This window comes from Bacillus sp. FAU20 (assembly GCF_056033865.1).
Window position 1 is genome coordinate 371,093 of record NZ_JBVYHY010000003.1, and the last position, 21,926, is coordinate 393,018.

Sequence of the window (21,926 nt, forward strand, 5' to 3'; positions counted from 1 at the left end):
TGTCCAAAAAAAAAATGCCTATTTAGGCATTTTTTATTTTTCTTTCGGTTTGGGTACCTCTTTAATCGTTAAGTATAGAACGATTAAAACAACAGCGATATAAATGAACGTTGCCCCAGGTACGACGATTTTGAATAAATCCATAATCATGAAGAAAATGGTTGGGATTGTGTAGCTATATGCAGTTAGTGTCCAAACTTGTTTATAGGATAGTTTACGTTGACCGCTCATAGCAGAACCGATGAACGCAAGTAAAGTCACGCCTACAAAAGTGATGAATAATTGGAATAGGTACACTAAAAATCCAATAACAAATAATAAAATTGGGTAAATATTATCGAATAAAGAAATAAATTCTTGTAGATCTTTTTTCTCAAGAGATGCACCTAACAAATCGTTATAAGAATACGTTTGTGTTTGACCATTTCCCATAGAGACTACTTTATCTTTTAAAACAAATAAACCTGTTTTATTTTGATATTTTTCTAGGTCTGTTGAATTTGGATCAAATACGAAAAGTGCATTTCCTTCTTCTTTTTCAATAGGTTGATCAATATCGGCTTTTAGTTCGCCATTTTCAATTTTAAAATCAGGTAAATCTTTATCGATGACTTGATTTACCATGCCTACACCATCCTGGATAAAACTACCGTACAAAAAAGTTCTTGGAATAGTAGTAATTAAGCAAAGTAGCATAATATACAAAATGGTTTTACCGATTTTTTGAAAACGGAATAGCGCCATATCTTTAGGCGAGTATATGCTTTTTACGAATTGGGTAAATATGGACATAGATTCACTTCCTTTATGTATGTATAAAATCATTGTAACGTAGGAATCTAGAGAATCTCAAGATATATTATATTTACATATAGTGGAGATAACTAAATTTCTTTTTATTAACTTTCTTCTTTTAAATAAGAAAAATACAATTGACACTTTTCTTTTCTATATGGTAAATTTATCTTACCTTTCTTAAAGGGCATATCCGATAGGAATTCCTTTATTTGATATGTTGTTACATACATAATTGTGGACCCTTAGCTCAGCTGGTTAGAGCAGACGGCTCATAACCGTCCGGTCGTAGGTTCGAGTCCTACAGGGTCCATATCCATTTCACATGTTTATTATGTTAGCAGGAAGCTTCCTTGTAGAAGGAAGCTTTTTTTACGGAATATATGAGCATTTTAATTGAAAAGAAGTGGGAATTTTGCTACTTTAATGATAGCAAGACAATGTGATTTATTTGTTTGCACCCTATGGCAATTAGGGTAGAATGAAGTTGTATGTCACTTAAGTGGCAATACATAAACTGGGAGGAATATAACAATGGCAAAACACGAATTACCAAATTTACCTTATGCGTATGATGCTTTAGAGCCTCACTTTGACAAAGAAACAATGAACATCCATCATACAAAACATCACAACACGTACATTACAAACTTAAACGCTGCTTTAGAAGGTCATGCAGAATTAGCTGACAAAAGCGTAGAAGAATTAGTTGCGAACTTAAACGAAGTACCAGAAGCAATCCGTACAGCAGTACGTAACAATGGTGGCGGACATGCTAACCATACATTCTTCTGGACAATCCTATCTCCAAACGGCGGAGGACAACCTGTAGGTGAACTTGCAACTGCAATTGAAGCAAAATTCGGTAGCTTCGATGCATTCAAAGAAGAATTCGCAAAAGCTGGCGCAACTCGCTTCGGTTCTGGTTGGGCTTGGTTAGTAGTAAACAATGGTGAGTTAGAAGTAACAAGCACTCCAAACCAAGATTCTCCTTTAACTGAAGGTAAAACGCCAGTTATCGGTTTAGATGTTTGGGAGCATGCTTACTACTTAAACTACCAAAACCGTCGTCCAGACTACATCGGTGCATTCTGGAACGTTGTAGATTGGAACGCTGCTGAAAAACGTTACCAAGAAGCAAAATAATTGTAATAAATATAGAAAAAGCTAGGGGAGAGCCCCTAGCTTTTTTCTATGCTTTCCTTTTACATAATTGGGCTTGTCTTTGGAAGACTAGAACATGAAGTAAAGGAGAGTTGTGTATGAAATGGAAACATATAATTGGTGACGTTGAAGTGAATCGGGATTTAGTGTTATTGCTCCTTATAGGAGGTTTATACACGCTCGCAATTTCTTTATCGAATACGTTTGTAAATATTTATTTATGGAAACAAACACAAAATTATGTGAATCTTGGCTTGTATAATTTAGCCAGCGTGGTATTACAGCCTCTCACATTTCTTGTAGGGGGGAAATTAGCGAAACGTATCGATCGCTCGATTTTATTACGGATAGGGGTAGGAACGCTCGCAATTTTTTTTATCGTTGTCTTAGTAGCAGGAAAAAGTGCTTCTCAGTATATTTTATTAATGGGGGCTCTTTTAGGAGTAGGATACGGTTTTTACTGGTTGGCTTTTAACTTATTGACATTTGAAATTACAGAACCAGAAACAAGAGATTTCTTTAATGGGTTTCTTGGACTTCTTACATCCTTCTCTGGGATGATCGGACCAATAGCAGCAGGATACACAATTTCACGTATGGAGAAATGGAGTGGTTATACTGTTATATTCTTTCTTTCATTAGTTCTATTTGCAATTGCTGTCGTCTTAAGCTTCTTTTTATCTAAAAGAGAATGTGAAGGGCGTTATGAAATCGTGCAAGTATTGAAAGAACGACGGATTGATAAAAATTGGGGAAAGATTACACGAGCTCATTTTTTCCAAGGATTGAGAGAAGGAACGTTTATTTTTGTCATTTCAGTATATGTTTATTTAGCAACTAATAGTGAGTTCGCATTAGGAAAATACAGTTTAGTTAACTCTGCTGTATCCTTTGTATGTTATTACTTAGTTGCTCGTATGTTAAAGAAAGAGTGGCGAAAAAAAGCAATTTTACTTGGGGGCATTATTTTATATGCTGTCGTCTTTTTAGTCATTTTCAATGTTACATACACGAAATTACTTATTTATGCGGCATGTATTGCGGTTGCATATCCTATTTTACTTGTTCCGTACGGATCAATGACATATGACGTAATTGGTAGAGCGAAAAATGCGAGAGAATGGCGTGTGGAATATGTCGTTGTTCGGGAGCTGTGGTTAAACGCCGGAAGAATCTGTTCCATTTTAAGCTTTTTATGTGCTGTACTATTCTTTCCACCTGAAAAAAGTTTACCTTACTTATTATGTATTTTAGGTGCTGGACATTTTCTTATTTATTTTGCAGTTAAAAATGTCAAATATGATGAGGGAAATGCGAGTAAAACAAGTGTTGTAACGCAAGGGAACGCGCAAAACCAAACTGAACCAGAAGGTTAACTTCTCGTTTGTTTTATGCTAGAATAGAAAAAGATGTAAGACAGCAGTGAGGACACCTGTAGAAGGTGTCCCTTTCACATTACATAGCTGTTGGTAGAGGGGGTTTGTATGAGCAAGAAGCAGAAGCAAAATAAGAAAAAGACCCACGTTCCTTTTCGGTTAAACGTGCTGTTTTTCTGCGTGTTTTTAATGTTCTCCGCGGTTATTGTAAGGCTCGGATATGTACAAATTGTTCGCGGTGAAGAATATAAGAATGAAGTGGAGAAGAAAGAAAACTCAACGATAAGTAATCCTGTACCGCGTGGGAAAATATTTGACCGTTATGGGCGACCTGTAGTAGATAATGCAGCCGTTCGTACTATTACATTTACAAAAATGAAAGGATCAACTGCAGAAGATCGCTTAGAAACAGCGAAAAAGCTAGCAGATTTGATTGAAGTACCGACAGATAAATTAACAGATCGCGATAAAAAAGATTATTGGCTTGCTATGCATAAAGAGGAAGCTAAAGAAAAAATTACGAATAAAGATCGTCAAGAGTTTAAAGATAAAAAAATTGATGATAAAGAATTAGACGAGCGTCAGAGAAGTCGTGTAACAGAAGAAGAGATTAATCAATTATCCGCAAAAGATCTAGAAATACTAGCGATTAAAAGTAAGATGGACGGCGGATATGCAATGACACCTCAAGTTATTAAAAAGGATGCTACAGAAAAGGAATATTCGATTATTAGTGAAAACCTAGCAGCATTACCAGGTGTAGATACGAATGTTGATTGGGAGCGAAAATATACGTACGATGATTTATTCCGAAGTGTACTTGGTGGGGTGTCGACATCTGATGAAGGCTTACCGAGAGAAAGACTAGATTACTATCTTGTTCGTGATTATAATCGAAATGACCGAGTAGGAAAAAGTTATCTTGAACAACAGTATGAAGATAGTCTGCACGGTACGAAAGCAGAAGTTAGAAATGTTACAGATAAAAACGGTAATATTTTAGAAACGATTAATGTATCAAAAGGACAAAGTGGTAATGACCTGAACTTAACAATTGATATGGAATTACAAAAGCGCGTGGAAGATATTCTTGCGAAGAATTTAATGAGGTTTAAAGGAAGCGAACCTCTTTTAGATCGCGCATTCGTTGTAATGATGAACCCAAAAAATGGTGAAGTTTTATCTATGGCGGGGAAACAATTAGTTAACGAAGATGGCCAAACGAAAGTAAATGACTTTGCATTAGGTACCATGACAAGTTCTTATCCGATGGGATCAACTGTAAAAGGTGCAACAGTACTTACTGGATATCAAACTGGTGCGATTCAACCAGGGGCAGTACAATTGGATGAACCAATTAAATTAAAAGGTACACCTACGAAGTCGTCTTGGAAAACGATGGGATATATTAATGACCTTACAGCTTTAAAAATGTCTTCTAACGTTTATATGTTTAAAACAGCGATGAATATCGCCGGTGTTCAGTATGTGAGAGGTGGTACGTTAGATATACCTCAAAAAGCATTTGATACGATGCGTTATTATTTCGGACAGTTTGGACTTGGTGTAAAAACAGGAATTGATTTACCGAATGAATCTGCTGGTCAGATGGGTAGAAGTAGTCAACCAGGTTTCTTACTAGATTTATCAATTGGACAGTATGATACGTATACACCGCTTCAATTAGCGCAATATATTTCGACGATTGCCAATGGCGGATATCGTATGCAACCACAAGTTGTAAAAGAAATTCGTCAACCGGCAGTGAAACCAGATGAAGTTGGGAAAGTTGTTCAATCTATGGAACCGAAAGTATTAAATCGTGTTGATATGCCGGAATCGCAAATTAAACGCGTTCAAGAAGGATTTAGACAAGTGTATAATGATTCGGGTGGTACAGCTACAAAATACTTTACAGGTGCAAAATATAAAGCGGCAGGGAAGACAGGTACCGCGCAAACTGTGTATGGCGGAGATAAAGAGATTGGTAGAAAGGCAAACGGTGAACGTGTGGAAACATATAACTTAACATTAGTAGGTTATGCGCCACTTGAAGATCCAGAAGTAGCATTCTCTGTTGTCGTTCCGTGGGTACATGATGATAAGACTGGTATTAATGGATATATTGGTCGTGAAATTATGGATGCTTACTTTGATTTGAAAAACAAAGAAGTAAATGGTCAAGCTTCAAAAGATGATAAAGACAATAAAAATAAAGATCAAGATGATGAATAAAAAAGTTGTAAAAAAGCACACTATCTGAAAAGATAGTGTGCTTTTTTTTATGGTTTATGCATATCGTGTAATAAATGTGGACAAGTATACAACATTGGAAAAAGCGCGGCCGTATAAATGATACTTGTATATGGTGGGATAGGGGATAAATATTTTATAGGGAAATCATCAGAGGAAATGAATAGCTACTAATGAATTAAAATTGTATCGTATGTTGATTTTTGTGGAACTTTACAAAACTTTTACAAACAATTAAAACCGAATTAATAGTTTAGCAGTATTCTTATATCTGTAATCCTGTTATTTCCGGTTACTTCTAGGAGGAAGAACACGTGAAATGGATGCGTACACCTATTAAAATTTTCGTATTATCAATATGGTTCCTCTGTTTTGAAATGTCTACTGCATTTGCTTTAAATGATACGGGAGAAGTGAGAGTTGATGGATCCTCAACGGTTTTTCCTATTATAGAAGCAGTAGCGGAGGAATATACAAAGGTGCATCCAGACGTGAAAATTTCCATCAGTATTTCTGGAACTGGGGGAGGATTTAATCGTTTCAGTAAAGGAGAAGTAGATATAAATAATGCTTCGAGAGTAATGAAACAAGTCGAGAAAAATGAAATGAAGAAAAACTCTATTCAGTTCACACCTTTTGAGGTTGCTAACGACGGTCTTACGATTGTTGTGAATCGCCACAATACATGGGTAGACGATATGTCAGTAGACGAGTTACGACTACTTTGGAGTGAAGATGGAAGAGAGAAGCGATGGTCACAAATTCATTCAACATGGCCACGTGAACAAGTGAAGTTTTATGCACCAGGCGTAGACTCTGGTACGTATGATTATTTTCAAAATGTCATCTTACAAAATCATCGCATTGTAAAAAAAGTCTCTTTGTCTGAAGATGATCAAGTTATTATGCAAGGGGTAATGAATGATAAACATGCCATTGCTTTTGTAGGATATGCTTATTATATGGCTAATCGAGATAAGGTGAAAGCAATAAAAGTAAATGGTGTATTTCCGACGAAAGAGACCATTCAATCAGGTAAGTATAAGCCGTTATCTAGGCCGCTACTTGCTTATGTGAATAATGCATCTATCCGAAATAAAATGAATGTAGCAAACTATGTTGAGTTTATGATTCAGCATGTCGGTAACCTCGCTGAAGAGGTCGGGTATGTAAAATTACGAAAAGAAAAATACAATGAACAGCTGCGTATGTTAACAGAAATAAAAAGGTAATGTCGGGGTGGAAAGGGGTTTTCATCTTTGGCTCATAATGACAAAAGTCAAATTACATTTTCTGTACAACATTTGATTGAAAGAAATACAAAACAAAGAAAAAAAACGCAGCGAATCAATCGAATAGTACCTTTATTACTAAAAATAATTGCTAGCGTTTCTATTGTGACGACACTTGGAATTGTTTTTACGCTCTCTAATGAAACAATCATGTTTTTTCAAAAAATATCATTATACTCCTTTTTGACGGAGAAAGAATGGTTACCATTTTTTGAAGATCCTAAATTCGGCATATTACCACTTATATGTGGAACGTTCCTTGTAACAGCAATTGCTATGTTTGTAGCAATTCCTATCGGTTTAGCGTGTGCCGTATTTTTAAGCGAATATGCTTCAAATAGTGCACGGAAAATATTAAAGCCGATGTTAGAGCTATTAGCAGGTATCCCGACAATTGTATATGGTTTTTTTGCATTAACAATTGTTACGCCACTTTTACAAAGGGTTATACCAGACTTACAGTTTTTTAATGCGATTAGTCCAGGAATCGTTATCGGATTTATGATGATGCCTACAGTTGCATCTCTATCTGAAGACGCGATGAGAGCTGTGGCGAAAGGGACGAAAGAAGCTTCATTAGCACTCGGAGCGACGCGGTTTGAAATGGTAAAACAAGTGGTGTTTCCGTCCGCTTTTACAGGGATTATGGCAGCAATTATATTAGCGGCTTCTCGTGCAATTGGTGAAACGATGATTGTTGTAATTGCAGCAGGATCCACACCAAATGTATCGCTTGATCCGACACATTCTATTCAAACGTTAACAGCCTATATTGTACAAGTAAGTTTAGGTGATGCTCCGCATGGAACGATTACGTATTACAGCATGTATGCTGTAGGTGCAACGTTATTTTTGTTTACTTTTATTATGAACATCATTTCGCAGTCAATTATGCGCCGTTTTAGGAGGATGACATAATATGCGAATGTTGAATCATAAAAAAATACAAAAAAACATGGCATCACGCTTTTTAAAAGATCGAATTTACAAATTGTTATTTTATATAGCAATTTTATTTTCAATTGTAATTTTGTTTTTGTTACTGTTTCAAATTGTTGAAAAAGGTATAAGTTATCTTTCAATAGATTTCTTTACAAATTTCGCTTCACGTAATCCGAAAGAAGCTGGTATTGCTGCAGCTTTGTCAGGGACAATATTATTTATGAGTATTGTTATACCTGTTTCTTTTATATTTGGAGTTGGAACAGCACTTTATTTAGAGCAATATGCGAAGGAATCTCTATTTAAAAAAATAATAGAGATTAATAATCAAACGTTAGCAGGAGTACCATCCGTTGTATTTGGATTGCTTGGTTTAACTATTTTTGTATATGCTCTTCATTTAGGAGAGAGTATAGTTGCAGCAGCACTGACGATGAGTTTACTCGTTTTACCAACAGTTGTTGTGGCGAGTCAAGAAGCAATTCGATCAGTACCAAGTGTATTATTAGAGGGTTCTTACGGATTAGGTGCTACGAAGTGGCAAACGATGTATCAAATTGTATTGCCATATGCTTTCCCAGGGATTATAACGGGCTGTACGTTAGCGATATCAAGAGCAATTGGAGAAGCTGCACCACTATTAGTTATTGGGGCACTTGCGTTTGCAAATTATGTTCCATTTAGTATGTTTGATAGATTTACAGTTCTACCAATTCAAATTTTTAATTGGATGAGTAGGCCAAAAGAAGAATTTCAGTATGTAGCAGCAGCTGGGATGATTGTTTTGTTAGGTTTGTTGCTATTTATTAATATATTTGTTTTATGGTTACGAAATCGAAAATAAGTTGGAAGTGGATGAAAGGGGAATTCAAATGGTAGCAACAGTAGTAAATGTACAGGTGAAAAACGAAGAGAAAATCGAGACTGCGCCAAAGAAGGTAGTATTTGATACGAAAAACTTAAATTTATGGTATGGGGAAGACCATGCTTTAAAAGATATTAATTTAAGTATTCATGAGAATGAAGTTACAGCCATTATCGGTCCAAGTGGCTGTGGTAAATCAACTTACTTAAAAACATTAAATCGCATGGTAGAGCTAGTACCGATCGTTCGAACTACAGGTGTAATTGAGTATAGAGAACGCAATATATTTGATAAATCATATCCAGTTGAAGAATTAAGAACGCATGTAGGAATGGTGTTCCAAAAGCCAAATCCATTTCCAAAATCTATTTATGAGAATGTAGCATACGGTCCAAAAATCCATGGTATTCGTGACAAAAAGGCATTAGATGAAATTGTTGAAAAAAGTTTACGTGGAGCAGCGATTTGGGATGAGTTAAAAGATCGTTTGCACGATAATGCATATGGTTTATCTGGTGGACAGCAACAGCGTCTATGCATCGCACGCTGCTTAGCTATTGAGCCAGACGTTATTTTAATGGATGAGCCAACATCGGCATTAGACCCAATTTCAACATTAAAAGTAGAAGAATTAATTCAAGAGCTAAAGAAAGATTTTAGTATTGTTATCGTAACGCATAATATGCAACAAGCAGCGCGTATTTCAGACAAAACAGCTTTCTTCTTAAGCGGGGAAGTTGTGGAGTATACAGATACAAATAAATTATTTACGACTCCTTCAGATAAGCGTACAGAAGATTATATTACAGGTCGCTTTGGTTGATATCGTTTCAAAGCTAAGAGCAAATGCCCTCTTAACAGAGGGCATTTCTTATTTTATCTTACTGTTAATAGAGAAGTAATACTTCTCCTTATCTTAAGGTTTATTACAAGCGCAAGAGGCTATGTAGGAGATTTGCCCCGCTATTTGCAGGCAGTAAGCCCCCCACCTTAAAATTTAGCGAAAGCAAAGAAGTTAGGGAGGGGATCTTGCTGCCTATAAAAGCCCGATTGATGAGGGTTGATTAAAGTTTCACTTTTATATAATGGCACATAATATTGAGGGGGAAGAAAAATGGTAAGAGAACAGTTTCAAGGTGATTTAAAAGCGTTACAGCAAAAGGTGATCGAGCTTGGAGAATTAGCAAATGCGGCTTTATTGATTGCTATGGAAGGTCTGCATACAAGGGATGTAGAGAAAGCGTTAGAGGTCATTGATGGTGATTACCGCATGGATAATTTAGAAGAGGAAATAAACGATCTTGCGCTTATGCTCATTACGAAGCAGCAACCTGTAGCAAGTGACTTAAGAAGGATTTTTATTTCAATTAAAACAGCGACAGATTTAGAGCGTATTGCAGATCATGCTGTTAATATTGCAAAGGCTACAATTCGTCTTGGGGAAAAAGAAGTGGCTGTTAGTTTGCACAACCTGGATGAAATGTTTGCGGTTGCAAATGAGATGTTGCATTTAGCGTTAGAAGCATATGAACAAGAAAATTTAACTTTTGCGAAACAAATTGCTGAAATGGATGATTCCGTTGATGAAATATATGGAAAAGCAATTCGTGAGTTTATATCTTCAGTTCCGGAACAACCAGAAGCAATTACGCAAATTACACAATTATCATTTGTCGCGAGATATATTGAGCGTGTAGCAGATCATATTACAAATATTGCTGAAAATGTCTTTTATTTAGTAAAAGGAAAGCATTATTTATTGAATGAGTAGGAATTAAAGTAGGTGATGAGAAATCACCTGCTTTTTTTAGTCAAAACATGACAAAAAAAGCTCGTTGTTTCCTTTAGTTTATGATGATAAGATGTATCATAATATAATGGAAAAATTAGTATATATGTTTGTCGTTAATAAGTATTATTTAACAATTAATAGTAAGCGCTTTCTTGTTGTTTGAAACGTACGTTTTTATAGGTGAGAAATTTAATTATATGGTCTTCTAAATGAGGATTTGTTTAACTAATCAAGTTTATGCTGCTAGTTCATGTGGGATAGGGAATATACATATGGTATATGGAGTTATTGAACATTATATAAGTGGAGGCTGAAGTATATGAAGGGGGTTATTTTAGCTGGAGGAAAAGGAAGACGCCTTAGGCCATTAACATGTAATACTCCAAAGCCGATGTTACCATTATTAGAAAAACCAGTTTTAGAATATAATATTGAGTTATTACGCCAGCATGGTATTCGTGAAATTGCAATTACTGTTCAATATATGAGTACGACCATTAAGCAATATTTTGGTGACGGTAGTAAATGGGGAGTTAACTTGTATTATTTTGAAGACTCTCCTCCGCTTGGCACAGCAGGGAGTATTAAACAAGCAGAACAATTTTTAGATGAAACATTTGTTGTGATAAGCGGGGATGCATTAACTGACTTTCAATTATCAGAAGGAATTGGGTTTCATGAACAAAAGAAAAGAATGGTAACAATGTTTGTGAAAGAAGTAGAAAATCCACTCTCATTTGGATTGGTTGTAATGAATAAAGACCAGGAGGTTACACGATATATAGAAAAGCCGGGCTGGAATGAGGTAGTATCTAATGTTGTGAATACAGGCATATATATTATGGAACCAGAAATCTTTTCTTACATACCGCCTAGGCAATTTTTTGATTTCAGTCATGATGTGTTTCCGCTATTGGCAAACAAAAATGTGTTATTCGCATATTTGTCAGAAGGTTATTGGTTAGATATCGGCACATTTAATCAATATCGACAAGCACAATTTGATTTGTTAACGAAAAAGTTACAAGTACCTATTCCTTATACGGAAGTATTACCGATGGTATGGATGGGAGAAGGGGTGACGATTGGTAAAGGGACGAAAATTCATGGCCCCTCTTTTATTGGAGAAGGAGCAAAGATTGGTACAGGAGCTGTAATTGAGCCATATTCTATTATTGGGAAAAATAGTATCGTTTCAAATTATTCTCATCTTCAAAAGAGTATTGTTTTTGCAAATGCCCACATTGGGAAGTATTGTGAACTATTAGAAACGACAATAGGAGAGCGTACAATAGTTGAAGATGATGTTACACTGTTTCAAAAAAGCGTTGTAGCGGATCACTGTCATATCGGGAGAAGTACGGTAATTAAGCAAAAAGGAAAACTATGGCCTTATAAGGCGATTGATAGTCATTCGATAGTAGGAGCGGCTGGTATTCAAGAGAGTGAAATGAGTGCAGGGTGGTTACAAAAAAGCCGCATTGTAGGAAGAGGGAATGTTGAAATTACTCCCCAGTTTATCGTGAAGATTGCGATGGCCTATGGTTCTCTTTTTACAAAAGGAGAAAGTATATTAATTGGAAGTCAAGAAAATATAGAAACAACCTCTTATAAAAATTTATTTTTACATGCTATTCATGGTATAGGGATTCATACGATGGAATGTAAAGAAATGAACGAGTCACTTTTTCAATATAGTGTTCATCATTTGCAATGTGCAGGTGGTGTTTTCATTCAAGTGGAGAATGGGAATGAGATTGTTATAAAGTTATACGGTCAAGCTGGCATGCCGTTAACGTATAAGCAGCAAAAAGAGATAGAACAAGTATATATGTCCGAATTGTTTTATTACGTGCATGAGAAAGAAATGGGGCGTAATAAGCTGGTTCATGTTTCTATGAATGAGTATATAGAAGTTATATTGGAGCATATTGATATCGAGAAAATACAGATGCAGAAGTTTCATCTTCTTATTAATAAGAGAAATGATACGTTGCAACATTTACTCATGCTCTTTCTGCAAAGACTTGGTTGTACAGTTACATGGATTTATGCAAGCGAACAAAAAGATCATGTGAAAGCTTTGATGAAATCAAGTAAAGCGAATATGGCTCTTATGTTTTCTGAGCAAGGAAATCATTTCGAGTTATACGATAAACATAGTAATATTTACCAAGGTACAGATTTGGAAGAGGTAGATATTCCGGATTTCTTACTCGAATCGACAGGAAATATTTACCCAATGTCTTTGAAGTTAGGAGAATGTTATCTTCTATTTTATACGCAGGATGAAAGAAAGTCGTTTCAAGTAAGGTGGAAGCGAGATATTTTATATCGAATTGGAAAATTATTTGAGCTAATAGCATTGCAAGGAAAAACGTTTCTCAGCATAGTAGAGCAATCACCTCCGCTCTATTTACTTTATGATGAAGTGGTATGTTCATGGAATGAAAAAGGAGAAATTATGAGGAAATTATTGGATGATATGGAAAGGAAGGGAGAAGGTATATTTGAAGGAGTACAGTTCAAATATACTGAAAAAGAGTGGTCTTATATCGTTTCTGACACAAAACAACCAAAGTTTTTGGTGTATTCACATGCTAGAAATCCAGTAATAGCAAGGGAAAATATGAAAAATCTTATAGAAAAAATTAGACAATATCAAAAGGTGTAGAATTTTTATTTTAAAAGTGGTATTATAGTATAGTCTGATTTAAGTTATTAGTACTGGAGGGAAATAAGAATGCGTGTGAATATTACTCTAGCATGTACAGAATGCGGAGATCGTAACTATATCTCAAAGAAAAATAAACGTAACAACGCTGAGCGTATCGAGCTTAAAAAGTATTGCAAGCGTGACAAGAAGTCTACGTTACACCGTGAAACAAAGTAAGCAGTAGGAATATTTTCCTACTGTTTCTTTTTTTATTCGATTCCTATGTTAAAAGTGATACACTATCAGCATAGAGTAAAGTGTCACTGTAAGGGGGAGAGTGTGTGAAAGTAGAGAAAGTACGTTTACGTAAACAAATAATAGAACACATGAATTCTTTATCAGAAGAACAGTATACAACTTTATCAGAACAGATTGCATTTTCGTTGTATGCGCAAAAAGAGTGGGTTGAAGCTAAAACAATTGGAATTACTCTTTCAATGGAAAATGAAGTGAATACATATCCTATTATCGAAAAAGCTTGGGAAGAAGGAAAGAAAGTTGTAGTTCCTAAGTGTAATAAAGGAACAAGAACGATGTCTTTCCGGCAAATTAATAATTTTGATCAATTAGAAACGGTGTATATGAATTTACGTGAACCGATTCCTGGGCTTACGGAAGAAGTGAATATGGATGAAATTGATCTTCAAATTGTGCCGGGCGTAGCTTATACAGAACGAGGAGAGCGAATTGGGTACGGCGGTGGCTATTATGATCGTTATCTCGTGCATTATAAAGGGAAAACGCTATCATTAGCGTATGATTTTCAAATGGTAAAACACATTCCGGTAGAGCCATTTGATAAAAACATAGAAAAAATTATTACAGAAAAAGGAACAATACTTATAAATAAGCTTGTATAGACAAATAAAAATTGACGAGACTTTTTCTTCTTGATTATAATAAAATATGTGAACGTTTTCTTATTATAATTTTTTATAGTAAGTGAGTATAGAGGGTGATGAAATGGTATCTATTTATGATATTCAGCAATTGCTAAAGAAATTTGGTACGATTATTTATACGGGAGATCGAATTGCAGATTTACAATTAATGCAAGATGAATTGCGTGAATTAAATCAATCACAGCTAATCGATCCACAAGACTATCAAACAGCTTTATTTTTATTGAAGCAAGAAATTCAAAAAGAGCTAAATAAGAATTAGATAAAGGTAGGTAAGCAACATGGAAGAGAAATGGTTAGTTGGTGTTGACCTTGGTGGTACAACGATTAAATTAGCATTTATTAATGTATACGGTGAAATTTTACATAAGTGGGAAATCCCTACGAATACAGGTGAGCAAGGAAAACATATTACACTTGATGTTGCGAAAGCAATTGATAAAAAGCTAGAAGAATTAGGCGAATTGAAGAGCAAGTTAATTGGTATTGGTATGGGGGCTCCTGGTCCTGTACATGTGGCATCTGGAATGATTTATGAAGCGGTTAATTTAGGGTGGAAAAATTATCCACTAAAAGATTTATTAGAAGTAGAAACAGGATTACCTGTTGTTATTGATAATGATGCAAACTTAGCAGCGCTTGGTGAAATGTGGAAAGGTGCTGGTGAAGGTGCAAAAGATTTAATTTGTATGACACTTGGTACGGGCGTTGGTGGTGGTGTAATCGCCAATGGTGAGATTGTACACGGCGTGAGTGGTGCTGCTGGTGAGATTGGACATATTACAGTAGTTACAGAAAATGCTTTCCCATGTAATTGCGGGAAGTCTGGTTGCTTAGAAACAGTAGCATCTGCGACAGGTATTGTACGTGTTGCTATGCAAAAAATACAAGAGACTAATAAAGAGAGCATGTTGCGTTCTATGTTAGCTGAAGAAGGACGTATTACATCAAAAGATGTCTTTGAAGCACTTGGACAAGGTGATGAATTAGCAGGAGAAGTAGTAGAAAAAGTAGCTTCTTATTTAGGATTAGCTGTAGCGAACCTTTCTAGTACGTTGAACCCAGAGAAAATTGTTATTGGTGGAGGCGTGTCTAAAGCTGGAGATGCGCTATTAGAACCAATTCAACGCTATTTCGAGCAATATGCTTTCTCACGTGCTGTAAAGAGCACGAAGTTAGCTATTGCAACACTTGGTAATGATGCAGGTGTTATCGGAGGAGCTTGGCTTGTAAAAAAGCACAAATACGAAGCGAAGATGATATAAGTTGTGAAATATGAAAAGAGGAAGGGGAACCCTTCCTCTTTTTGTGTGAAATCTCGATGAAGAATAAAGTGTAAACGAATTAAGCTGCTGGTGGATACCCGTTATATAGAACAGTCATGATCGTAAACCATCCGAAAACGAGTACAGTTGCAATTGCAAAGCCGCTTGCGAAAAAGTTTTTTTCACGAAGTGTTCTAAGCGTAGCGAATACAGCTAACAGAGTGACAAGTGTAAAAATAATAACAAGGCCCATACAATATCCTCCTCTGTCTACCCATTTCTTATTATGAGTTTTTGGAATATTTACTCTTTTATATTGTACATGTTTTAAAAATGATTGTCGAGATAGCATCCTTTCTTTTCCTCAGAGAAAGAAATGTTGTATCATTAAAAGTAAGTTTAATAACTGGAGGAGATTTTCATATGAAATGGATACAAATGCCGTTAGGCCCATTACAAACAAATGCTTATATTTTAATGAACGATCAAAAAGAGTGCATTATCTTTGACCCTGGTCATGAAGGTGAAAAGCTCGTTACATATTTACAAGAAGAACAATTAAAACCATTGGCTGTTTTATTAACACATGCTCATTTTGATCATATCGGTGCTGTTGATGCGGTAAGAGACGCTTTTCATATTCCTGTGTACGTACATAAAGAAGAAGCAGATTGGTTAGGAGATGCAACTGTAAACGGCTCTCAAATTTTTATGATGAACCGCAGTATTACAGCAAAACCGGCGGATCATATTATTGATGCAGAAGGTACATTAACAATTGGATCATTTAATTTTGAAATTTTTGAGACACCAGGACATTCTCCAGGAAGTATTTCTTATTATAGTAAAGAGGCGAATGCTGTATTCTCAGGAGATGTATTGTTCCAAATGAGCATTGGAAGAACAGATTTACCTGGTGGAAGTTTCGCTGAATTAATTGGAAGTATTGAAGAGAAATTATTTGTATTACCAGATGAAACAGCGGTGCTATGTGGACATGGTCCAGAAACAAGCATTGGCTTTGAAAAAGAAAATAATCCGTTTTTACAATAAGGAGTCATTATGGGAATGGAGCTCATTTTAAGAGAATGGATGGGGAAAGAAAAGGATTATTCAATTTCATATAGTACGTATATGAACCTTGTATTGTATACAGAAGGTCATGGATATTATATGAAAGAACGTGAAAAGATTGGAAGACAAGGTGATTTTTTTACAAGTAGCAACGTATCCTCTGTGTTTGCAAAAACTTTTGCTAAACTTTTTATTCGTCTTGTTGAAAATGGTGAAGTTGCTCCGAATATTTGTGAAATTGGTGGAGGAACAGGGAAGTTTGCCTATGATGTTTTACAAGAATGGAAGCAATTATCTCCAAAAACCTTTATTGATTTAAACTATTCAATGATTGAAGTGAGCCCTTTTCATAGAAAATTACAGCAGGAGCACCTTGGCTCATTTTCTAATGTATCGTACTATACCTCTTATAGTGAAATGGGAGATTCTTTCGAGGGAATTCTTTTTTCGAATGAGTTGTTTGATGCATTTCCTGTTGAAATAATTGAGAAAAGAAATGGTATGTTGTATGAAGTGCGTATTACATATACAGAGGAAGGAAACCTTTCGGAAGTATGTAGGCCGTTAGATAAAAGAATTGGTCGCTATTTATTGAAATATAATATTCATATTGCTGAAGGGCAACGTTTTGAAGTACCAATTGTGATGGAGGATTATATAAAAGAAATTGCGAAATGGTTTCAAAGAGGTATATGTATTACAGTTGATTACGGATACACAAAAGAAGAATGGATGCATCCAGCACACCGTGAAGGAAGTTTGCGAGGGTATTATCAGCACAAGCTAATACGTAATCCACTAGCGCATCCAGGTGAAATGGATCTTACTACTCATATTCATTGGGACGAGCTAAAGGAGATGTTTAGTATGCAAGGAATGAGTGCAGTATGGCATAAGAAACAATCTGAGTTCTTGTTAGCTGCAGGGATATTAGAACAGCTTACGAGCCATCAAGATATGAATCCTTTTTCTGAAACGCAAAAACAAAATCGAGCAGTTCGTTCTATGATTTTAAATGGAGGAGTAGGGAGTTCGTTTGATGTTGTTATACATACAAAAGATATGCAACATTTACATTTGGATCGGTATGTAACAATATAAAAAACAAGACACAGTATATACTGTGTCTTGTTTTTTAATACGACTTATGTAGTATTATATATTTCCTCTCATGATATATATTTATATTAAAGATATGAGATAAAAAATATAGAATACGTTCTTTTTCTGCGATTATTAGTCCCTAACCTAATAATACGCGAACGAGTTGAATTATTGTTTCGTTCTCTACTTTGTAATAAATTTCTAATCCTTTTCTTTCACTAGAAACGATTTTAGCGCTTTTTAATTTTGCTAAATGCTGTGAAATTGTAGATTGTGGCATGTTTAATCCAGTATACATTGTAGAAACGTTGCTTGGACCGCGCTCGATTAATCCTTTTACGATACATAAACGAACAGGATGAGCTAGCACTTTTAATAATTCTGCATTACTTTCATATAGTTCTAATTCTTTTTGAAAGGTTTCTAACATGTTCTTTTCCACCTCCGTGTGAGCTATTATACCATACTATACATACCAAAAATTTAAAGAAAAGAAAATAGTTGTTGCAGAAAAAAAGTCCTAAAGTAAAGAAATTGTAAGAAAAGAGACCCTGATGTAAATAAAATAGGTAAATTAGCACGTTTTTGTAAAATGACATTTTTGGGTGAAAATTTCGATGCGTTTTAAAAATTGAAAGATATAAATATATTTGTAACACAATTTTATCATGATTTTCTTATTCTTTCAAATGAATATACTAAATTTTTAAAATAATATGACAAAGGAATTATAATGATATATATAGAATATAAAACAGGTTAAAAGAAAAGAAGCTGAATGTAATTCGCTTCTTTATGGTGATAATGAAATATTTGATTACGGCTGATAAATCTTAGGATAATCAAGTCAGTAGTCATTTATTCTAAAATTCATCTTTTAGCAACGTTAAAAATCTGTGATTCCATATGTTCTCGTAAAAATCAATTGTCTCTTTTGCGGACATAAAAGGATTATTCAACGTAGAGGTTGTTTTCTGTTCCATAAAGTTTTCGTATCCCAGCCCGTGGGCAAACTTAATCGTAGCATCCATACAGTACTCTGTTTGGGCACCACAAAATTCAATGCGATTTACAGATAATTGATCTAAAATTTCTTTTAAGTTTGTTTTATAAAATGAATTTGCATGTGTTTTTCTTACAAAAAAATCTTGTTCTTGAACATCTAGATCGGTATGAATAGTCCAAAGTTCTTTCTCGGGTACTAAATCATCATCACAATGTTGAACAAAAAGGATTGGTTTATTTAATTTTCTGTATGAAGAAATTCTTTTATTTACTTTTGTTAGTAAGTTCTGTAAATCAAATAAATGCTCTCCGCTATAACATACGCCATTTTGTAAATCGATAACGATTAAAATATCTGCACAAGTAACCATTATTTTCACCCCTGTTCATTTCTTAATATATCAATTAATCCATTATTTAGAAATAGATGATATACTTTTATTTTTTTATGGACTATAAGAAAAGAAGAAATTCAAATGAATATAACTAAACCGCATAAAAAGAAGATATGAAAACCTAATCTCATATCTTCTTTTTTCTCTATGCATTTATAGGTTCTTCTACATAAGAAAGGGCATTTTCAAAATCGGATATTAAATCGTTAACATTTTCAAGACCGACTGATAACCGAAGTAATGAATTAGAGATTCCTCTTTCATCACGAGCTTCTTGCGACAGTGCTGCATGTGACATTTTTGCTGGATAAGAAAGAATAGACTCTACAGCTCCTAAACTAACTGCAAAAACAGGTAATTTTACTTTTGATAAAAATTGGCGGAGTGCATCTTCAGACTGCAAAGTAAACGACAAGACCGCGCCAGCTGATGTTGCTTGAGATTGTTGAATATCAAATCCGAGATGTGTTTGTAATCCCGGATAATAGACATTTTGTACTTTAGCGTGCTCTTGTAAATAATGTGCAATTTTATTGGCATTTTTAGCTGAATGCTCGAGGCGTACATGTAATGTTTTTAGACCGCGAAGTACGAGAGAACAATCTTGAGGCCCTAAAATAGCACCGAATGCATTTTGTAAAAATCCAAGCTTTTGAGCGAGTTCTGCATCTTTTACTACTGCTAATCCGGCAGTAACATCACTATGACCAGCAATAAATTTTGTAGCACTATGAAGAACGACATCAGCTCCAAGTTCAAATGGTTTTTGGAATAGTGGTGTCAAAAATGTATTATCAACAAAAGTAAGAGCGCCAATAGACTTTGCGAGTTTAGAAACCTCGCGAATATCTGTCACTTTTAAAAGTGGGTTAGAAGGTGTTTCTACATAAAAGAGCTTTGTATTTGGTTTAATGTTTTGTTTTATTTCTTCTAAATTGGTCATATCAACAAATGTATGTGAAACACCGTAACGGGAGAGTACCTCAGTTATCACTCGGTAAGTGCCTCCGTATACATCTTCAGAAATGAGTACGTGATCACCTTGTGAAAGAAGGAGGAATGCAGTGGAAATCGCTGCAATGCCTGATGCAAAGGCGAATCCTTTTGTTCCGCCTTCTAATAAAGCAATGATATCTTCAAGAGCTTCACGAGTTGGGTTTCCTGACCTGCTATAGTCATATTTTCCGAACGTATCTACATCAAACTGGTGAAAAGTTGATGTGTTATAAATAGGAACGTTCACAGCGCCTGTTTGCGAGTCATGTTTATATTGGTTGTGTAGTAAGAGTGTATCTATAGAATAGCTCATATTCTTACACCTTCTTTTACGAGTTTAATAGCTTGCTTTAAGTCTTGAATTAAATCGTTACTATTTTCAATGCCAACTGAGAATCGAAGAAGACGATTACATACGCCGTTTGCTGTTCTAATTTCTTCAGGAATATCAGCATGTGTTTGCGTTGCTGGATAAGTCATTAAACTTTCTACACCACCAAGACTTTCGGCAAATGTAATTAAGGATAAAGACTGTAAGAATGGATTAATCCAAGCTTCATCTTTAAGGCGGAATGAAATCATGCCGCCTCTTCCTGGATAAAATACATCTGTTACCCCGTCTTCATCGTTTAAATACGCAACAACTGCTTTCGCATTTTCTTCGTGTTGTCTCATGCGAAGCGCTAACGTTTTCATACCGCGAATTAATAACCATGAGTCAAATGGACTTAAAACTGCACCTGATGCATTATGATAATGAGCGATTTCCTCGCAAAGTTCCTTTCCTTTTGCAACGACAAGCCCGCTTAGTACATCGTTATGTCCCCCTAAATATTTCGTTGCGCTATGAAGTACAATGTCAGCACCTTCTGTTAATGGTTGCTGTATATAAGGTGTGTAGAATGTGTTGTCTACAATAAGAAGTAGTCCGTGCCTTTTCGCTACAGTTGCGACAGCAGCAATATCAGTAACTTGCATTAATGGATTAGTTGGAGTTTCTATGAAAATAGCCTTCACTTCAGTTGTGATAGCTTGCTCAATTTGTTTAATAGACTGTGTATTTACGTATCTACATTGAACATTCCACTTTTTTTCATGCTCAGAAAATAATCGATACGTTCCCCCGTATAAATCTTCAGATACAATAAGTTCGTCTCCAGAGCGGAATAGAGAAAGGACGAGGAGAACAGCCGCCATCCCTGAACTACAGGCATAACCTTGTTCGCCATATTCTAAGTCTGCGATCGCCCGTTCTAAAAGACCGCGAGTTGGATTGCCAGTTCGTGAATAGTCAAAGCCAGTAGATTTACCAATTCCTTCGTGACGATAAGCGGTTGAGAAATAAACTGGTGGATTAACCGTTCCAGTTTTAGTTTCACTGCGATTTCCGATTTGTGCTAGTTTTGTTTCGATTGTTGACATGTGAAAATTCCTCCTTTTTAAATTGAAACATTAAGTGAATATAAAATAAAAAAAGCCTTCTAAGAAGAAGGCTTTCGGTTTGAATAGAGTCTTCTTCTCATCTGTCAAATCTTTCACAATTTGCTGGAATTAGCACCTTATTAACAAAATGTTAATGGTTGCTGAGGCGTCACAGGGCCAGTCCCTCTACCTCTCTAGATAAGAATGTTCGTATGAAATTTTTATTATGTTTTTAACTTTACAACAAAAGATAATTGAATTGCAACTTTATTTTAAATAATTTTTATTTTTCCGCAATTGTCATTGACTTTTACTTTTGTGCATGCTAAATTTATAAAAAATTAACAAACATTGTTAAAAGGGGAACACATTTCCTTTTAGCTACATAAATAAAATAATAAAGACAACTCTTATTGAGAGCGGTGGAGGGAAAGGCCCTGTGAAACCCGGCAACCTTCAAACGAAATGTTTGAAACGGTGCTAATACCTGCAAAACGAATGTTTTGCATAATAAGAGGAGGAACGATTATGTCCCCCTCTTCAAAGTGAAGAGGGGTTTTTTATATTG

At 35.3% G+C, this 21,926-nt stretch carries 21 protein-coding genes, 1 tRNA gene and 2 riboswitches; of the genes, 16 read left to right on the forward strand and 6 right to left on the reverse strand.

What is annotated here, in order from left to right; translation table 11 throughout:
* Positions 1 to 33: 33 nt before the first annotated feature.
* On the reverse strand, positions 34 to 792 hold the full coding sequence (gene yqgB, locus AC0OM3_RS02180) for a protein YqgB (RefSeq protein ID WP_000021894.1): 759 nt from the start codon (positions 790 to 792) through the stop codon (positions 34 to 36).
* 242 nt (positions 793 to 1,034) lie between these two features.
* On the opposite strand from yqgB, the gene AC0OM3_RS02185 reads away from it, so the two are divergent.
* From AC0OM3_RS02185 to glcK, 14 genes are all read left to right on the forward strand, one after another.
* Positions 1,035 to 1,108: transfer RNA gene (locus AC0OM3_RS02185), tRNA-Ile, on the forward strand.
* A 221-nt stretch (positions 1,109 to 1,329) separates the two neighbouring features.
* Positions 1,330 to 1,941, forward strand: a complete 612-nt coding sequence (gene sodA, locus AC0OM3_RS02190; protein ID WP_001052031.1) for a superoxide dismutase [Mn] — start codon at positions 1,330 to 1,332, stop codon at positions 1,939 to 1,941.
* A 116-nt stretch (positions 1,942 to 2,057) separates the two neighbouring features.
* Positions 2,058 to 3,335, forward strand: coding sequence for an MFS transporter (locus AC0OM3_RS02195; RefSeq protein ID WP_000871387.1), 1,278 nt, complete (start codon positions 2,058 to 2,060; stop codon positions 3,333 to 3,335).
* Positions 3,336 to 3,443: 108 nt separating this feature from the next.
* Positions 3,444 to 5,570: a peptidoglycan D,D-transpeptidase FtsI family protein gene (locus AC0OM3_RS02200; RefSeq protein ID WP_000038991.1), complete on the forward strand. Its 2,127-nt coding sequence runs from the start codon at positions 3,444 to 3,446 to the stop codon at positions 5,568 to 5,570.
* A gap of 332 nt (positions 5,571 to 5,902) precedes the next feature.
* A complete protein-coding gene (locus AC0OM3_RS02205; protein WP_000871823.1) occupies positions 5,903 to 6,820 on the forward strand; it encodes a PstS family phosphate ABC transporter substrate-binding protein in 918 nt (305 codons plus the stop codon).
* Positions 6,821 to 6,847: 27 nt separating this feature from the next.
* Positions 6,848 to 7,798, forward strand: a complete 951-nt coding sequence (gene pstC / locus AC0OM3_RS02210; RefSeq protein ID WP_474211038.1) for a phosphate ABC transporter permease subunit PstC — start codon at positions 6,848 to 6,850, stop codon at positions 7,796 to 7,798.
* 1 nt (position 7,799) lies between these two features.
* Positions 7,800 to 8,666, forward strand: coding sequence for a phosphate ABC transporter permease PstA (gene pstA / locus AC0OM3_RS02215; RefSeq protein ID WP_001242556.1), 867 nt, complete (start codon positions 7,800 to 7,802; stop codon positions 8,664 to 8,666).
* A gap of 28 nt (positions 8,667 to 8,694) precedes the next feature.
* A complete protein-coding gene (gene pstB, locus AC0OM3_RS02220; RefSeq protein ID WP_000226680.1) occupies positions 8,695 to 9,510 on the forward strand; it encodes a phosphate ABC transporter ATP-binding protein in 816 nt (271 codons plus the stop codon).
* Positions 9,511 to 9,801: 291 nt separating this feature from the next.
* The gene (gene phoU / locus AC0OM3_RS02225; RefSeq protein WP_000251240.1) at positions 9,802 to 10,458 is read left to right on the forward strand and encodes a phosphate signaling complex protein PhoU; all 657 of its coding nucleotides are present in this window, start codon (positions 9,802 to 9,804) and stop codon (positions 10,456 to 10,458) included.
* A gap of 340 nt (positions 10,459 to 10,798) precedes the next feature.
* Entirely contained in the window at positions 10,799 to 13,153 is a 2,355-nt protein-coding gene (locus tag AC0OM3_RS02230) for a sugar phosphate nucleotidyltransferase (RefSeq protein WP_000679325.1), read from the forward strand.
* A gap of 69 nt (positions 13,154 to 13,222) precedes the next feature.
* Complete coding sequence (rpmG, locus tag AC0OM3_RS02235) at positions 13,223 to 13,372, forward strand: 50S ribosomal protein L33 (protein WP_001265616.1); 150 nt, start codon at positions 13,223 to 13,225, stop codon at positions 13,370 to 13,372.
* 104 nt (positions 13,373 to 13,476) lie between these two features.
* Positions 13,477 to 14,055, forward strand: a complete 579-nt coding sequence (locus AC0OM3_RS02240) for a 5-formyltetrahydrofolate cyclo-ligase (protein WP_000861927.1) — start codon at positions 13,477 to 13,479, stop codon at positions 14,053 to 14,055.
* Positions 14,056 to 14,158: 103 nt separating this feature from the next.
* The gene (locus AC0OM3_RS02245) at positions 14,159 to 14,359 is read left to right on the forward strand and encodes a YqgQ family protein (protein ID WP_000253699.1); all 201 of its coding nucleotides are present in this window, start codon (positions 14,159 to 14,161) and stop codon (positions 14,357 to 14,359) included.
* A 19-nt stretch (positions 14,360 to 14,378) separates the two neighbouring features.
* Positions 14,379 to 15,362, forward strand: coding sequence for a glucokinase (gene glcK / locus AC0OM3_RS02250; protein WP_000391701.1), 984 nt, complete (start codon positions 14,379 to 14,381; stop codon positions 15,360 to 15,362).
* A 79-nt stretch (positions 15,363 to 15,441) separates the two neighbouring features.
* Here the strand turns inward: glcK and AC0OM3_RS02255 are convergent, their stop codons facing one another.
* Positions 15,442 to 15,615: a DUF2759 domain-containing protein gene (locus AC0OM3_RS02255; protein WP_000524852.1), complete on the reverse strand. Its 174-nt coding sequence runs from the start codon at positions 15,613 to 15,615 to the stop codon at positions 15,442 to 15,444.
* Between the two features lie 170 nt (positions 15,616 to 15,785).
* On the opposite strand from AC0OM3_RS02255, the gene AC0OM3_RS02260 reads away from it, so the two are divergent.
* Both AC0OM3_RS02260 and AC0OM3_RS02265 read left to right on the forward strand, forming a co-directional pair.
* Positions 15,786 to 16,415 carry an MBL fold metallo-hydrolase gene (locus AC0OM3_RS02260; RefSeq protein WP_000871225.1) on the forward strand — a complete coding sequence of 210 codons (630 nt, stop codon included), beginning with the start codon at positions 15,786 to 15,788 and terminating at the stop codon, positions 16,413 to 16,415.
* 9 nt (positions 16,416 to 16,424) lie between these two features.
* Entirely contained in the window at positions 16,425 to 17,537 is a 1,113-nt protein-coding gene (locus AC0OM3_RS02265; protein ID WP_000525138.1) for a class I SAM-dependent methyltransferase, read from the forward strand.
* Between the two features lie 142 nt (positions 17,538 to 17,679).
* Here AC0OM3_RS02265 and AC0OM3_RS02270 read toward each other — a convergent pair whose 3' ends face one another.
* The 4 genes from AC0OM3_RS02270 to metI form a co-directional block, all read right to left on the reverse strand.
* Complete coding sequence (locus AC0OM3_RS02270) at positions 17,680 to 17,970, reverse strand: ArsR/SmtB family transcription factor (RefSeq protein WP_000894377.1); 291 nt, start codon at positions 17,968 to 17,970, stop codon at positions 17,680 to 17,682.
* A 433-nt stretch (positions 17,971 to 18,403) separates the two neighbouring features.
* A complete protein-coding gene (locus AC0OM3_RS02275) occupies positions 18,404 to 18,916 on the reverse strand; it encodes a cysteine hydrolase family protein (protein WP_000255614.1) in 513 nt (170 codons plus the stop codon).
* A gap of 169 nt (positions 18,917 to 19,085) precedes the next feature.
* On the reverse strand, positions 19,086 to 20,249 hold the full coding sequence (gene metC / locus AC0OM3_RS02280; protein ID WP_000122295.1) for a cystathionine beta-lyase: 1,164 nt from the start codon (positions 20,247 to 20,249) through the stop codon (positions 19,086 to 19,088).
* On the reverse strand, positions 20,246 to 21,358 hold the full coding sequence (metI, locus tag AC0OM3_RS02285) for a cystathionine gamma-synthase/O-acetylhomoserine thiolyase (RefSeq protein WP_474211041.1): 1,113 nt from the start codon (positions 21,356 to 21,358) through the stop codon (positions 20,246 to 20,248). Before metI ends, metC begins: the two co-directional genes overlap by 4 nt.
* A gap of 94 nt (positions 21,359 to 21,452) precedes the next feature.
* Positions 21,453 to 21,563, reverse strand: a riboswitch (SAM riboswitch).
* A gap of 202 nt (positions 21,564 to 21,765) precedes the next feature.
* Positions 21,766 to 21,875: riboswitch (SAM riboswitch) on the forward strand.
* The last annotated feature ends 51 nt before the right edge of the window (positions 21,876 to 21,926 follow it).